The sequence below is a fragment of the Lysinibacillus sp. NPDC059133 genome, from assembly GCF_042755925.1.
Lineage (GTDB): Bacteria > Bacillota > Bacilli > Bacillales_A > Planococcaceae > Lysinibacillus.
Window position 1 is genome coordinate 1 of the sequence record NZ_JBHZDH010000083.1, and the last position, 14,821, is coordinate 14,821.

The 14,821-nt window shown below is 35.2% G+C and carries 14 protein-coding genes and 1 pseudogene; 3 read left to right on the forward strand and 12 right to left on the reverse strand.

The window, feature by feature from the left end:
- Positions 1-145: 145 nt before the first annotated feature.
- From ACFXN8_RS24960 to ACFXN8_RS24970, 3 genes and pseudogenes are all read right to left on the reverse strand, one after another.
- Positions 146-364 (reverse strand): annotated as a pseudogene (locus ACFXN8_RS24960) (Ig-like domain-containing protein); the annotation flags it as partial.
- A 288-nt stretch (positions 365-652) separates the two neighbouring features.
- Complete coding sequence (locus ACFXN8_RS24965; RefSeq protein WP_386848134.1) at positions 653-3,745, reverse strand: AAA domain-containing protein; 3,093 nt, start codon at positions 3,743-3,745, stop codon at positions 653-655.
- 489 nt (positions 3,746-4,234) lie between these two features.
- The gene (locus ACFXN8_RS24970) at positions 4,235-5,110 is read right to left on the reverse strand and encodes a tyrosine-type recombinase/integrase (RefSeq protein WP_386848135.1); all 876 of its coding nucleotides are present in this window, start codon (positions 5,108-5,110) and stop codon (positions 4,235-4,237) included.
- A gap of 368 nt (positions 5,111-5,478) precedes the next feature.
- On the opposite strand from ACFXN8_RS24970, the gene ACFXN8_RS24975 reads away from it, so the two are divergent.
- The gene (locus ACFXN8_RS24975; protein WP_376077449.1) at positions 5,479-6,273 is read left to right on the forward strand and encodes an enoyl-CoA hydratase/isomerase family protein; all 795 of its coding nucleotides are present in this window, start codon (positions 5,479-5,481) and stop codon (positions 6,271-6,273) included.
- Between the two features lie 48 nt (positions 6,274-6,321).
- Here ACFXN8_RS24975 and ACFXN8_RS24980 read toward each other — a convergent pair whose 3' ends face one another.
- Positions 6,322-7,137: a hypothetical protein gene (locus tag ACFXN8_RS24980; RefSeq protein WP_386848136.1), complete on the reverse strand. Its 816-nt coding sequence runs from the start codon at positions 7,135-7,137 to the stop codon at positions 6,322-6,324.
- A gap of 342 nt (positions 7,138-7,479) precedes the next feature.
- Between ACFXN8_RS24980 and ACFXN8_RS24985 the strand changes: the two genes are divergently transcribed.
- Positions 7,480-8,655, forward strand: a complete 1,176-nt coding sequence (locus tag ACFXN8_RS24985) for an aminotransferase class I/II-fold pyridoxal phosphate-dependent enzyme (RefSeq protein ID WP_386848137.1) — start codon at positions 7,480-7,482, stop codon at positions 8,653-8,655.
- A gap of 60 nt (positions 8,656-8,715) precedes the next feature.
- On the opposite strand, the gene ACFXN8_RS24990 is transcribed toward ACFXN8_RS24985, so the two are convergent.
- Positions 8,716-9,093, reverse strand: coding sequence for a hypothetical protein (locus ACFXN8_RS24990; protein WP_386848138.1), 378 nt, complete (start codon positions 9,091-9,093; stop codon positions 8,716-8,718).
- A gap of 153 nt (positions 9,094-9,246) precedes the next feature.
- Between ACFXN8_RS24990 and ACFXN8_RS24995 the strand changes: the two genes are divergently transcribed.
- Complete coding sequence (locus ACFXN8_RS24995; protein WP_386848139.1) at positions 9,247-9,606, forward strand: hypothetical protein; 360 nt, start codon at positions 9,247-9,249, stop codon at positions 9,604-9,606.
- A 146-nt stretch (positions 9,607-9,752) separates the two neighbouring features.
- Here ACFXN8_RS24995 and ACFXN8_RS25000 read toward each other — a convergent pair whose 3' ends face one another.
- The 7 genes from ACFXN8_RS25000 to ACFXN8_RS25025 all read right to left on the reverse strand — a co-directional run bounded on the left by ACFXN8_RS25000 (position 9,753) and on the right by ACFXN8_RS25025 (position 14,748).
- A complete protein-coding gene (locus ACFXN8_RS25000) occupies positions 9,753-10,172 on the reverse strand; it encodes a DUF1801 domain-containing protein (RefSeq protein WP_386848140.1) in 420 nt (139 codons plus the stop codon).
- 101 nt (positions 10,173-10,273) lie between these two features.
- Complete coding sequence (locus tag ACFXN8_RS25005) at positions 10,274-10,837, reverse strand: GyrI-like domain-containing protein (RefSeq protein ID WP_376077432.1); 564 nt, start codon at positions 10,835-10,837, stop codon at positions 10,274-10,276.
- Between the two features lie 64 nt (positions 10,838-10,901).
- Positions 10,902-11,258 carry a helix-turn-helix transcriptional regulator gene (locus ACFXN8_RS26540; protein ID WP_483869468.1) on the reverse strand — a complete coding sequence of 119 codons (357 nt, stop codon included), beginning with the start codon at positions 11,256-11,258 and terminating at the stop codon, positions 10,902-10,904.
- A gap of 5 nt (positions 11,259-11,263) precedes the next feature.
- Positions 11,264-11,854 carry a helix-turn-helix transcriptional regulator gene (locus ACFXN8_RS26545; protein ID WP_483869469.1) on the reverse strand — a complete coding sequence of 197 codons (591 nt, stop codon included), beginning with the start codon at positions 11,852-11,854 and terminating at the stop codon, positions 11,264-11,266.
- 171 nt (positions 11,855-12,025) lie between these two features.
- On the reverse strand, positions 12,026-12,391 hold the full coding sequence (locus ACFXN8_RS25015) for a cupin domain-containing protein (RefSeq protein WP_386848141.1): 366 nt from the start codon (positions 12,389-12,391) through the stop codon (positions 12,026-12,028).
- 142 nt (positions 12,392-12,533) lie between these two features.
- The gene (locus ACFXN8_RS25020) at positions 12,534-13,733 is read right to left on the reverse strand and encodes an AI-2E family transporter (protein WP_386848142.1); all 1,200 of its coding nucleotides are present in this window, start codon (positions 13,731-13,733) and stop codon (positions 12,534-12,536) included.
- Between the two features lie 64 nt (positions 13,734-13,797).
- Entirely contained in the window at positions 13,798-14,748 is a 951-nt protein-coding gene (locus ACFXN8_RS25025) for an LCP family protein (protein WP_376077422.1), read from the reverse strand.
- Between the last annotated feature and the right edge of the window lie 73 nt (positions 14,749-14,821).

Here is a 14,821-nt window from a genome sequence, read left to right on the forward strand (position 1 = left end):
GAATTTAAATAAGCTGCCGCCTGCAAAATACAGACAGCAGCTTCAGAAAGTTGCCTAACCTTTTTTAAAATGTCCTTTACAAAGGGTACATATTACTTTATGACAGCCCTTTTTATTTTTTCATGACACTAAATATAAGTATTTGTTATTTAGATACAACTTCTATGACAGCTGATTCAATTTTGTTTCTAGCCTTATCTTTAGCCACAACAGTTAGGTTAGTGCCAGCTTTTTGGGCTTTAATCTTCACAGTGATTTTCCCTTTTGAATTTGCTTTTGCTTTTGCTTCCCCTAATAATGTTTGCCCGTTATAAACTTGTACAGTAGCATCTTTTTCAGTTGTACCTGTAACTGATTTAGATTTTGCTGTTACTTTATCTCAAAAATAGAATTGAGAGAATGTTTCAACTTGACTACTTACTTTCGAAGTTGGATCTAAGAAAAGTCGTGCATCTGGTTCGTACTCTTATATTATTGACTAAAGATTTTATCAGTTTCAGGTAACATTGTCATTTCTATATTAAATTCGCTGTAAGAAGATGCTAGATATGCAGAATTTAATTCGAAAACAACTACCTTATCCAACTCCATATGTTTAAAATAATAACTAATTCTACTCCAGTATTAATTTGCAAATTAAATATTCATTGGATTACATATTATAGTCGTCAATAATCGAAATCGTTTTATTTGCCACTTCACTACCAAGTGATGCATACAATTTCTTATCGCCAATTACATAAAATTCTTCTTTAGCTCGTGTTGCTGCAACATTCATCATATTTGGATTAGAAACAGCCCATTCTGCTGCCCCACTGCTATTAGAGTCAGCTCCAAGAACGAAATAGACAATTTTTGCTTCTTTCCCTTGAAAAGTATGAACAGTTCCAACATTCGTTGTTTTCCCATTTTCTCGTTTCGTGAAGTTAATTTCATCTAAAACTCGTGCAAGATTATAAGCTACATTTCTAAATGGGGATATAACATAGATTTCGTCCACTAAATGTGGATTTTCCTGCAAACGTTTTTCAATCAGACTTTTCAGTAAGTCAGCTTGTTCTTTAACAAATTTGTCATTTGCTTTTCCGGTTGAATTATACCATTGTGATTTTCCTTGTGACTCATCTTCTGTTTTACCTTGTACCATCAGCCCATCATACGATAGTTCATTTGAAATCGTAAACATCGGATAGTTCGAACGTCTGTGCACCCAAAGTGGTATACCAATCCATTCATCATCATTTTTTTGGAAACCATACTGGCTTGCGGCATCCACAATTGTTTGAGTAGATGCATCAGCAGAGACAAATTTTTCATCAACTTTGTAATATCTTCCAATCAAATTCAGAACATTTGAGTCTAACGTCATTACTGGTTTTATTTGTGAGGGATCCCCAACAACCATAACCTTTTTACTTCTATAAATTGCGCCAACACTAGCTTGCGGTAGTGCTTGACCAGCCTCATCTATGAATAGATTACCTATTGAATTTTCATTAAGATTTTTAAACATACGACCAAAACTCGCAAAAGTAGTGCTGACAATAGGGATTGTGAAATTCAACCATTGCCATGATTCTGAAATTAACTGATGTCCATTCTCTTTTCCTATGTATTCAGACTGTTTATTCCAAATAATCCTTGCCGCTTTCAAACTCTTTCTGTTTTCATAAAGGAATTGCTTTCTAACTTTTAAGGCAGAAATAAATAACTCTGATTGTAAAATACGGAACTGCTCTGTAAACCATGGATTAGACTTTTGAAGTTCATCATATGATAGTGAAAAATCCAGTTCCTTTATACCACTTTGAAATTTAAGTTTTTCCAATAACACAATTTCTTGTTCCAATTTTTTTAAATCATTTTTTTGAGTAGTCATCCATCGACCGAAGTCAGCTTTTGTGTCCTGAATTTGTTTTTGAGCATACTCACTTTTTGTAACATTTTCCTTTAACCCATTTTCGAGTTGCATGCGGTCATTCAACAATTTAGTTTTTTGTTGAGAAAGTTGATTTAAATAGTCATTCGCACTATTGAGATTCTTGAAATACTGCTCGACTTTTGATTTATTAAATATTTTCTGAAACCATAAAAAACTTGGCTTTTGTGAAGTAACTACATCATAATTCCTTTCTGCTTGAACTTGTACATTAGTTAAATTTTCAATTTCAATAGAAGCATTCGATAAATTTTTTTGCAGATTTACGCTTTCTTGTCTCAGTCTTTCAAGTTCACACTTCGCTTCTTTTTCCTGTGAAATTAAATTTGTTCGTTTCTTCTTTTCTTCTTGTTCAAAAGTAATGAATTGCTTCTTATGCTTGGTTTTTAATTTTCGAAGAGAATACATTTTTTCACTATATTCTTGCATTTTTTCTCTTTCAATTTTTAACTCATCATAGAGACGTGAGAATTCTTGATATACACCTGTATTCGCATGATAATTTTCTGCTAAATCTTTTTCAATTACTTCAATGTTTAAAAGTAATTTGTTAATGTTTGTTGACGCTCCACCTTCTAACGAGAATGTACCCCAATTTTCTTCATTTAAAAGCTCACTTATAATGTTACGATTCTTTCCGAAACCTTCACCGGTTAATTTAGAATTAGAAATATCTTTGAAATAATTCGCTTGCACTAGTTGATTTTGAAAATCTTCAGCAATCTTTTCTTTCTTTGGTAACTCCTTAACAATATTTTGGACTGCCCCATTGTTTGAACTTGCAACAATAATGTTTTTATCTGAAATGGATTGCGGTAAAACGCCAAGTTTAGCATTTTTCCAATAAACTAGACTACCTTGAATATTTTTATTAGAAAGCTGTGAAATTAACGCTGCCTGTTGTACTACTAAATCAGCAAAGATATCTTTCAACAGTGTTGTTTTCCCTGTTCCTGGTGGCCCATTAACACTACGAATATCATTTTTATCATTTAAAGCTAGGTTTACCGCTACCTGTTGCATGAATGAAAGTGGATTATCAGGATTACTTGGGAAACGTCCTAACGGATAAAATTTAGGTTGTAAAGCAATTGTCTCGAAAATATGTAAGTTAAAATTTTCTGATTCTTTATTGCTATCTAGATTTTTCCTATCTCCAGAAAAGCCATTAAAATATCGATCCAAATTTTTATTAGTGATTGTCTTTGCTTTTTTCAGATCTTCTATAAAGAACGAATGTAGATTTACATCTCCATTATCCAAATTTTTCACAAATTTATAGCGAAAGTTTTCTGTGGAAACATTATACTTTTGTAAAAGTTCAGACATTGTGATATTAAAGTCCTCATCAAATTTCCTGTTCAAATCTTCTCTAAATGAGTTCTCAACTTTTAGAAAATCTTTCGGTAAATCACCATGTTCGTGGATATAACCGCTCATCGTAAAGAACAATTTGTCTGCTATAAAATTTAATTGGTTATCAAAATATAAAGAGAAGGTGAATTTGTCAGAGTTACTAACTTCTTCATAGGTTTTAGCAATCTTGTATTTCTCCCTCAATATAGCAACAACTTCTTGAAAATTGAAAATATCAAAATATAATACTAAGCCCGACTTCTTAAAGGACTTATCTGATACATTTTGTTGTTCTTTTTGTTTAGTTAAAAAGTCTGAAAAAAACTTATTCCAGTCCTCCTCCTTTGTAGTATGTAAAGGCTTTAGCGATTTATCTTTTTTATTAATAGAACCTTCTGATAGTTGCTCTATCGTAATCCAAGCATTTAAAATATCTTTTCTTCCATTCATGTTCTACCTCCCATTAGTATTCATATAGAAAATTTGATTTATAAGCTACATTTGTGTATTGCAAAATAAAAATGCAGAATTTTTCATAGACAAAATTAGGTTTCAACTAAAAGTCTTTATAACAAATGATATTGTTTGGATGTAACGAGGCTAATCTATTTCGTCGACTTTATATCATTTATTTTACATTTTCTTTATCATAACAAATTTCAAAATTCCCATAAAGGTTGTATTTTACTCAAAAGGCGCGACTTATAATCTGTTATTTCTTTTTATCAATTATAAAACCGCACTTATTTATGATACGGTTCACCGAAACTAATATGAAAATGTATTGCCTATTTTCTACTTTAAGTACATTAATTCATGAGCTATTTAAGGAATGATGAAAGGTGCATAATTTAAACGTTAGATGTTAATTTTTCTCCCCCAAAAAATACCATCTCATCTGCAATTACAAAATAATTGACACTAAATGAAAATCCATCATTATTCAAAACGCCCCTGTCTTTCAGTAAGCACCCATTTTCGTACATAGCCCATTTTTTCCTGAATATTTTCGACTGTTTTTTCACTTTGAAATGCCTTTTGCATGACGGTATAGCGCAAATCCGTGGCTCTTACATTTGTGCCGATATCCTTTGATATCGTTTGGAAAATTCGCTCAATTGTTTTTGTTGAGATGGCTTTTGATTGACTAGCCTCGCTAACCCAAAGCCATTCTCCTAACTTTTCTTTATGTAATTCCTCTGTAGCCTCTTTATAGTGCGCAAGCATGTCCATTACTATTGAAGAAAGCTTTATTTCTCTACGACCATTTTGATTAGCAATGTAAATCAGCGATGAGTCGAAGTGAATATGAGACCATTTCATACGTACAAGCTCTGCTGGCTTACATCCTGTTTCCATCAGTATTTGGACAATGCAGCCATTACGTCTTGCTAGCCAAGCATGCTCCGTTGTTTTAGCGTATTGAAAATAAGTTGGCCAGACATTCGCAATTTGCATCAATTGCTTCTTTGTCAGTAATGTCAAAGCCTCTTTCTGTCTCTTTTTTGGCTGTAAAATGCCCTCATAGTCGAAAGGCTCCACCCACTCTCTTAAAAAGACAAAGTCTACAAAGCCTCGTAATGTAGCAATTTTATGATTAAACGTGTTGACATTTGCGTAGGTCTCTTTCAAATAATTACTATATATAAATAACAATTCTTTTACATGATGATCTACATACAAGTAGTTATTGTCATGAGCAAACGCTAAAAATTGCTGTCCATCTATATTGTATTGCTTTTTCGTAGCAGCACTTTTCTTCAAAGAGTTTAAAAGTAAAAAATAGCTATTCCATGCTTCCACTAGTGTGACCATCTTGCGACCTCCTTAGTAACTGTGCGTGTTTTATTTAAGTTTACTATATTTTCGGGGCGTTAGTTTATAATTCATTCATATAAATTGTAATGTCGGATAATCTGTAGCATTTATACACTATCATACTTCTCGTGTTCAAATGCTTCTTTCAAAATGAGGAAACAAATGATCCTATAGCAGTGTCCCACATCTTTTGTTTTCTTACAATAGTAATTTTTCGCACTCTGTTGTAGTACAATTTCTTTAAAATGACATTATTCTTGTATAACTAGGCTAATTTACATGAAAATTCGTATAATTTAGTGTTTATTTCCGTTTGTGTTATATAATAAGAGTATCAACTATAACATGTAGGGGGCTTTTCAAGTATGCAAGTAAAAACAACTCGACTTGAAGCAGAAGACGCAAAAATTATTTATCAAGAAACAGCTGGGCTAGCGATTATTACGATCCATCGCCCGCAGGCTAAAAACGCACTAACAGCAAATATGTGGGATCAATTAGCTAAAATTGCCCTACAAGTATTAGATAATCCGAAAAATAAAGTATTGATTTTACGCGGCTCTGGCGAAAATTTTACGGCTGGTTCTGATATTAAAGAATTCAACGCCATATCCCTTGAAAAAGCCGAAGAAGCGTTTGTACATATGGAAAAAACGATCTCCACAATTGAGCGTTTACCAATTCCAACGATTGGCGTCATTAATGGTCCTGCAATGGGTGCTGGCTTAGAGCTTGCATTAGCTTGTGATATTCGCATCGGCTCTGAAAAAGCAAAGCTCGGTATCCCTGTCGGTAAATTAGGGATCACCTTAAATAACAAATTTGCACAGCGTTTAGTTCAACTAGTTGGCCCTTCTACAACAAAGGATTTAGTGTTTACAGGTCGTATGTTTAAAGCTGAAGAAGCCTTTAAGCTTGGTATGCTTAACTATTTAGTAGCTGAAAAAGACTTAAATAAATACATGATTCGCATGGGTAAGCTTGTTGCAGGCATGTCACCTGAATCTTTACTAGCTGTGAAGCAATCTGTTCAAGAATGTGTGGACAGTGTACCAACATTATGGCAAGGTTCAACACCGTTTGTCGGAAAGGATTTTGCGGAAGGTTGCCGTGCCTTTGTAGAAAAACGTCAGCCACAATTTACACGTCAATCAAAATAATAAAACAGGTACTCTGCTCGCCCCTCTTGCGAATGGAGTACCTGTTTTTTAGGTTTTTCTCTTTATTACTACCGACTTAATGTGGAGATGAATTGCATCTAGTTCATACCCAAAATGCTGATAAAATTCCTTCTGTATCGTTTTTTGTAATGCATACAATCGATCTGGTATGGAATAAGTAATAGGGAGCTTAAGCTGTAATGTAATCGTAGCTTGCGCTAAATCGCCTAAAACGAATTGGACGTGCTCGACTTTCTGTACAATATATTGCTTTGCACAGCAATACGTTAGTAGCTGCACATAAACATGCTTAGCAATTTCGATATACTCTTGTTGAAAATCAGGTCGAACAATTGTCGTTTCCCCTATTTTTTCACGCTTTGGAGAAAAAATCTCTATCCCTTTTTGAACGATGCGTTTAAAAAAGTTTTGTTCGACTTGACGGTAAGGTATTGGCATAACATGCTTTCCTTGCGTCTGTCGAATAAAGCGAGCTTTTGCAATTTCCTTTTGAGAACGTACATCCTCAACATAGTAATATGTATCGATTGGACCAAGTTCAAGCTGTCGAGCTATCGTTTTTGTCATTTTATCGGACGTGCCGATCAGTAAAATTGACTGTACTTTATATGTATCAAGTGCTTTTTTTACTTCATCACGATGTGTATCATCTGTAAAAATGGCTCGACGAACGGCTGTGATCGTATTTTTCTCAAATTTTGCGGAGATTCCAGCTACTTTCACACCATTGACAATGAGAAGACCATCATCAATAAGAGCCTCTACCCCGATTTTATGGGCGAAAACTAGTGCGCTTGTACTTTTCCCTGTTCCACTTGGACCACTTAAAGAATAAACATTCATGACTGTCAGCTCCTTTCTATTTCATGATAGCAGAAACGTATCACTTTTTCCGTCATATAATATTGTTTCCATCATTATCAATTATGCCTCGGCATAATTGCGTCAGGAATCGGCTTTGTGCCTGCACAAAGCACTCCTTTCCGATTCTGTGACATCCGCCGGAGGCTTTAACTTCTTTCAGCAATTTGCTGAAAGAAGTTAAATTATTTCCGCTAGTCTATGCACACATCTTCTTTATTATAGAAATATATTCTTTTTTCAGAATAACTTTCCCTTTATATGCTTTAGTATGATAAAATGTGTACTACTATTCTGTTATAGAACTATAAGGAGTGTACTAGTTTGAAAATCGTACCATCAAAAAAAATGTCTTTATTTACACCAGCAATTTTCGGAGATTTAAAAAATCATGCTAAGCAACAAGAAGCGAAAGGCATGAAAATGATTGATTTAAGCTTAGGTAGCCCTGACCTTCCCCCAGACGCTAAAATTCGCGAGCATTTATCGTATAGAGCAGGTTTAGCAGAATCCTACGGCTATACATTAACAGGCACGCAACGTTTTTATGAAGCTGTTAGTCGTTATTATAAACGTCGTAGCAATGTAGGTTTAGATCCCGCTTCTGAAATCATTCAAACGATTGGCTCTCAAGAGGGATTAGTACATTTACCAATCGCCTTTTGTGATCTAGGGGATATCGTATTATCCACAAACCCAGCTTACGTGGCCTATGATGCAGGAATTCATCTAGCAGGCGCAACACCTTACTATATGCCTCAAACAGCTGACAACGATTATTTACCAGACTTAGATGCTGTTCCTGAAGAGATTGCGCAAAAAGCAAAACTATTAATTTTAAACTTACCAGGTAATCCTGTGCCTGCAATGCCTTCATTAGCCTATTTTGAAAAAGTCATTGCCTTTGCGAAAAAATACAACATCATCGTTCTACATGATGCAGCATACTCTGAGTTCTACTTTACTGGTGATGCCCCAATTAGCTTCTTAGCCACTCCTGGCGCAAAAGAAGTTGGAATGGAAATTAACTCATTATCGAAAAGCTTTAGCCTTGCTGGTACACGTATCGCTTATATCGCGGGTAACGCTGAGATGATTTCGATCTTAAAACAATTAAAATCAAATTTAGATTTCGGTATTTTCGAACCAATTCAAGATGCTGCAGTCGTAGCGCTTGATAACGCGGAGGAAATTACAGCAGGCTTACGTGCAACATTCTCAGAACGCCATAAAACATTAATGAACGGCTTACATACATTAGGATGGGATGCAGCTCCTTCTGAAGGTGGCATGTTTGTCTGGGCAAAATATCCATACGATATTGACTGTACAGAGCTAGCCTTTAAACTAATTGAACAAGCTGGCATCGTGACAGTTCCTGGTACAGTATTTGGCTCGGCTGGACAAGGCTATTTACGTTTAGCCTTAGTACAACCAAAAGAATTGTTGCAAGAAGCTGTTGATCGTTTAGCAAAAGTGCAAGTTACATCACAAAAATAATCATCTAAACAACATGCAAACCCTTCTAACTTTAATGGTTGGAAGGGTTTTTACTATTGCTTATTCGTTAAAATTGGCGGGGATTTTCACTAACACATAGTCTCCAGTCCACATTTGTGTCGACACAATCAAGCTTTCGCCATGTCTTTCAAAGAAGAGGCCATTCCCCTCCTTTTGTTTAAAAATCCAACCATTTTGATCAAGCATTTCTTTAATCATTTCATCAGCTGCGGATATATTTCCCTTTATTCCATACCATTCTTGACCGTTTTCGTTCGACAATTTAACCATTCGTGTCTCGGAATCATTTACTTTTTCTATCACTGTTTTTTTACTTATATGTTCTATTGGGAGTGGAGGAAGATAGAGTTTGTTGTAAAATACGAACGCTCCAACGAGTAAAATGATGATCCCGATTGTTACGATCACCTTTTTCATAAGACACTCTCTCCTTTCAATATAATATATTACTAATTTCCCATTAAAATTTCCATGTATTATATCATATTAAACTAATATCCAAAAATGGTAACCTACTTAGTTAATCAGACGTCTAAGATAGAAAGCGAAATAATGAAGGGATGAGAGTTTTTGAAGTATAATATTTTGGTGTGTATAGTGGCTGTAATAATAGTTTTGAATGGCTGTTCAACAATTCAAGAAAATGATATTTCGTTAGATAAAGAACAAGAACAATCGTATGTACCCATGGTAAATTTAAATGGAACAATTTATGCCTCTTATGATTTAACAAAACATGAAAAATATTCAACGGGCGAAGTATTTGGTGAAATAAAAAGAAGAGTACCATCCTCTGATATCGAAAAGGAAAATTTAACTTCCAATTCTTACGATGAAGGAACTGTTATATATAATGTCAAAGAGGATGACAAGTTATTTCTAATTGAAGAGTCTCCAGGTATTTATTCCATTCTAGAAAAATTAGAGTAATGTTTAAATCATGGGAAACCCTTATAATAAAAAGCATCCCTTACGTAATAAGTACCCTATATGAAAGACACTTAAAAAAAGTCTCTCTTATAGGGTACTTTTATTCATAATGAGCCTAACAATTAGGTCGAGCAGAACTTATGTTATTATATCCCAAGCATTGGTAGATGTTTTCGAGTATGATAAGTGAGTGCCAATGCAATACACTGTTTTAATTCATTTACTGGTATCTCATCATTTACAGCAAAAACGATCGCTCGATTACCTTCATAGTTGAATAAATCTTGATAAACCTCTTTAAACGTATCAATTAGCTTCGTATTACAGTTAAAATACATGGCATATTGATCTGGGCTTGACTGTTTCCAGCCTAATCTAATTGTACTCCCTTTTTTTGTGATATAACTAGGTTCTCCCCATTTTAACGTTACTTCCACATGATCTACGCCTTCTGTCTCTATAACCGTATCCAAAATTAACTGGCGAAGAATCAATAGTTTCGACTGAATGTGTTTAGGATACTGTTTGAACACTTCCTCTACCTTGCTATTTTCTATTGTACTCATATACATCATTCCTTTTTTAAAAATAACAAACTAATCCATACTCAATCGTACGATTAATAAAATTCTAAAAGCGATTCAAATTGTCTAGTACAACATGAAAGCTATTTTATCGAAATATAAATTTCTGCTTGTCCGTCCTCTGGGTTAATATCCTTGCTATAATATTCAAAATCACCTGTGAATGCTCGGTTATTCCCTGGCTGCTGTGACCATTGCCAAATATCAGCCCAAGTACGCTGAACCATTTCTATAATGGGTCCACGTTCTGTGACGAATACAGCATATTTTGCAGCAGGTACAGTAAATGCTTTAATCATATCTAGGTTTTGAAGTTGTAATTCTTCCTTTATATGTACGCTGACCATTACTTCATAAAGTCCCGCATCTCCTTGTTCATAGTTGAAGTAACAGCTATAATGACCATCCTCTTGGATATGAGCTCCTAGCTTCTTACCAATATTTTGAGAATGGAAATTTTCAAACAACTTACCAATTTTGCCATCTTGGCTTCGTTCGGCTTCATTTGTTGTAAAGGTACTAATTCCAGCTAACGTGAAGGAGGATAATACCTCAATTCGGCTAGGTTCAATTCGTTTCGTAGTAATGTTATCTTCAGACGATACGTGATTCCATTCAGTCATACTTTTTTGTTCGTTTTGTTTCATCCAAAATCATTCTCCTTATTATAGAATGAAACCAGTATAAAACAATAAACCTGACAACTGATTGTCAGGTTGCTTTGTCATTTTTATAAATGATCGCTATTTTTTCCGCACGACTAGCAATGATTTCCCGTAAATGTTGAGGCTCAAGCACCTCTACATGATGTCCCAAGCTAAGAATGAAACTATAGAGCCATTCATTTTCTGGATACGCCTTTTTTACTAGCCAACTGCCATCCTCAACTGGCAAAAGTTCTTCAATACCAAACCATTCTTCTGCTAAATGCCGAGCTTCATCCTGGAATCGAAAGACAACTACTGGTACATCGGATGGCTTGAATTTACGCTTGCCTTCGACATGCTTCTGAGTAGCTGGATCTCGACGAATGAAGTTTCTTTCACGATCTACCTCGAGCCCTTTCATTCTTTTTAGTTTAAAAAGGCGAAACTCTTTTTTTCTAGACAATAAGCTTGTAGATACCATTGCCTTCCTTTCAGCATAAGCATATGTGGCTCTACTATTCGCTTGGATACTTCACCTTCTGCATTCGAATAGGTGAAGTACACTAATATACTGCTATCTATTGCTTCGTCTAATAGTTGTAGTTTCGGACGGAGACGTTCAATACCATCCCAAGGGGAGTAATCGATTAGTACGCGATTTGTCTTATGTTGAAATTCTTCTTCATGTGCTGGTAGTACGACACTATTTATTTTTTCTACAAGTCGTTGGTTTTGCTCTTTGCCGTATGAAGTGGAAATACTGCGAAGAGCGGTAACGATAGTAGCAAGCTCGTCATTTGTTAGCAAATTTCGATCCAAACGGTAACCTTCTGCCAAACCAATACCACCGTTTGTTCCTTGATAGGTGATGATCGGGATGCCGGCTGCATTAATGGAGTCAATATCTCGGTATATCGTCCGAATAGATACCTCAAACTGCTCCGCCAGGTCCTTAGCCTGCACCTTTCGACGGTTCAGTAGAAGAATAATAATAGATAAGAGCCTTTCCAGTTTCAATATACGTAACCCCCATTTCGATGTTAAGTAATTTTAGAGTATATTTGATTAGATGATGGTGATCGTTTAGCGCAAGTGCAAGCTACACCAAAAAAAATATTATAAACAACATAAGCCCTTCTAACTTTAATGGTTGGAAGGGTACTGTTGCGTATATTTCATAATGAAAAGTTAAATCCAAACATCATTTTCTGCTGTTTGCTCCGTTTGTTCTTGTCCAGTATTCACAACACCTTTAGGCTCTACAAGCATAATTTTACATTCGGATGCAGCGTAAGGTTTATGCTCGACATTTCGTGGAACAACAAACATTTCCCCTTCCTTCAAAGTAACTTTTCCATCACGAAATTCAATGATTAAATTCCCTTCAATGACGATAAAGACTTCATCTGTATCTTCATGTTTATGCCAAACAAAATCCCCTTGTACTTTGACTAGCTTAAATTGATAATCATTCATTTCAGCAATAACCTTTGGAGACCAGTGATCTTGGAATTTAGCTAATTTCTCTTGTAAATTAATCGGTATAGAATTCATTCTCTATTCCCTCCATCCTCTTTACAACCCCTAATATAAGGTTAACATATTGACACCTCTTAAGTGGAAGATTCTTATCGTTAATGCAAGGATCAAATTAATAAAAAAACAGCTACTGCAATTTCGCAGTAACTGTCTCTTCTTACACATCATATTTTTGATGAATCTCATCCTCGTAACGATTATAACGGTGTTTAAATAGCTTGAATAAGTGTGTCACAAGCACTTTAATGATGGCATAGCCTGGAATCCCTAAAATGACACCTGGTACGCCAAATAAAGAACCCGCCGTTAATAACACGAAAATAATGGTAATTGGATGGATACTCAGTGATTTACCCATAATTTGCGGAGAAATGAATTTCCCTTCAATGAGCTGCACGACAGTCCAAACAATAGCCAGCTTAATAAGCATGAATGGTGATGTAACAAGAGCGATAATGACCGCTGGCGTAATGGCAATGACTGGCCCTAAGTATGGAACTACACTCGTAATCATAGCAAGGAAGCCAAGCAATAAGGCATATTTCATACCGATAATTAAAAAGCCGATGGTCACCATTGAACCTATGCACATTGACACCAAAATTTGGCCTTGAATATAGGAACTAATTTGCTTGTCCATATCGTGGAAAATTTCTTGTACTTCTTTACGCATACGTGGCGGACAAATTTTTATAATAAAGCTCGGTAGTTTTTCACCATCTTTAAGTAAGTAAAATAAAATAAATGGCACCGTCACTAATGATAGAACAATTCCCGTTAAAGTTGAAACGAAGCCAGTAATTCCAGATGCTACGCCTTGTGCTAAATTCGCAGCCGTATCTTTTACCGTTTCCACCATATCCGTAGTAAAATTCTTCACCATTGAATCATAGTTTAAATTAATTTTATCTAAGTAGTCGTTGATACGTGAATTATTGAAAAAATCAGCAATATTTTGTGTGAACGCCATAAAATACCCTGGGAATTCCTGTGCTAAATTAGTAAACTGGTCTCGTAAAAACGGATAGACAAGTACTACTAATAACGTTATGATACCAATCAAAATGATATATAGAAGAAAGATACCCCAAACCCTTGGGATCCGCCATCTTTCGAAAATCCCTACTATTGGACGAAATAAATAATACCCAATAATGGCTAGTACCCCTGGTAGAATAACTACCTCAAATAAAACTTTTAGCGGGGTAAATATAAAGGAAACTTGTTGGAACATAAAAATAACGCATGCTAGTAATAATAAAACAATCAGTGTAAAAAATAAGTTTTTACCACCTATAAAGCGAATAAACTTCGTTGAAAAGAAATTCGAACGCTCATTTGGTCTGTCTTTTTCCATCTAATCACCCCAATACCAATCCTATACCCTTATTTTACAGGATAATCTTGGATTTTGCGAAAAATCACTCTAAGGAAATGCCTAAAAATTTACGTAAAAATTCTTTGTTTTTCTCTACATCCATAACAATTGAATCACCAACACCACTAAAGCTTTTGAAACTATAACTACCTTCAATTGGAATGGTTGCTTTTTCTATTTTGACTTTACCTTTCGACACCATTTTCAGCACTTGTTGAACCTCTTCAGCTGATGAATAGTCCGTTGTTATATATCCTTGTGCTGCACCAACGAATTTTGGTAAGTTCAACATATTTTGAGGTGATAAAACTTCATTCTTTAAGGCTTCGATAACCTTTTGCTGACGTGCTACGCGACCAAAATCCCCTTCAGCATCGTGACGGAATCGGGCAAAGCCAAGTAATTCTTTACCGTTTAAGTTATGGACACCTTGTTTTAATGAAACCCCAATATTTTCGGACATATCTTTGTCTACATCGATTTCAACTCCATTTGGCGCTAAAATATCTACCAGTGATTCAAAATTTTTAAAATCAATAATTGCATAATGATGAATCGGTAAGCCAAACATATTGCCGATCGTATCTTTTAATAATTGAACACCGTCTAAATAATAAGCCGTGTTAAGTTTATAGGATTTATAACCTGGAATCTCTGCATAAATATCTCGCATGAGTGACACGAGTTTCATATCATTTGTTTTCTTATTCCACGATAAAACCATCATTGTATCTGTACGTGATTTTTCTTCACCACGAGTATCAATCCCTAATAATAAATAGTTTTCCACATCGCCATTTACTGGGTCGCCCTTGAAATTCTCTTGAGCTACCTTTGTATCACTTGCCAATTTGAGTCCACTTCGATATTGCATAACGGAATAACCTGCAATTACGATGACACAAAGTAATATCAATGTGAAGAATGCTCTCCCTTTACGCAAGCGCCGTTTTTGGGGGCGCTGTGAGCGTCTTGAATAATCTTGCTCTTCCATAACTGTTAACTCCTCTATTTTTTATAGTAATGTAACGATTCAATCTAAAGAAAGGTTCATTTTATAGTATGTT

Excerpts from the sequence above, each read along its gene's own strand:
- ACFXN8_RS24965 (WP_386848134.1), bottom strand. The coding sequence starts at position 3,745 with ATGAATGGAAGAAAAGATATTTTAAATGCTTGGATTACGATAGAGCAA.
- ACFXN8_RS24970 (WP_386848135.1), bottom strand. The coding sequence starts at position 5,110 with ATGGTCACACTAGTGGAAGCATGGAATAGCTATTTTTTACTTTTAAAC.
- ACFXN8_RS24975 (WP_376077449.1), top strand. The coding sequence starts at position 5,479 with ATGCAAGTAAAAACAACTCGACTTGAAGCAGAAGACGCAAAAATTATT.
- ACFXN8_RS24980 (WP_386848136.1), bottom strand. The coding sequence starts at position 7,137 with ATGAATGTTTATTCTTTAAGTGGTCCAAGTGGAACAGGGAAAAGTACA.
- ACFXN8_RS24990 (WP_386848138.1), bottom strand. The coding sequence starts at position 9,093 with ATGAAAAAGGTGATCGTAACAATCGGGATCATCATTTTACTCGTTGGA.
- ACFXN8_RS25000 (WP_386848140.1), bottom strand. The coding sequence starts at position 10,172 with ATGAGTACAATAGAAAATAGCAAGGTAGAGGAAGTGTTCAAACAGTAT.
- ACFXN8_RS25005 (WP_376077432.1), bottom strand. The coding sequence starts at position 10,837 with ATGAAACAAAACGAACAAAAAAGTATGACTGAATGGAATCACGTATCG.
- ACFXN8_RS26540 (WP_483869468.1), bottom strand. The coding sequence starts at position 11,258 with ATGAAAGGGCTCGAGGTAGATCGTGAAAGAAACTTCATTCGTCGAGAT.
- ACFXN8_RS25015 (WP_386848141.1), bottom strand. The coding sequence starts at position 12,391 with ATGAATTCTATACCGATTAATTTACAAGAGAAATTAGCTAAATTCCAA.
- ACFXN8_RS25020 (WP_386848142.1), bottom strand. The coding sequence starts at position 13,733 with ATGGAAAAAGACAGACCAAATGAGCGTTCGAATTTCTTTTCAACGAAG.
- ACFXN8_RS25025 (WP_376077422.1), bottom strand. The coding sequence starts at position 14,748 with ATGGAAGAGCAAGATTATTCAAGACGCTCACAGCGCCCCCAAAAACGG.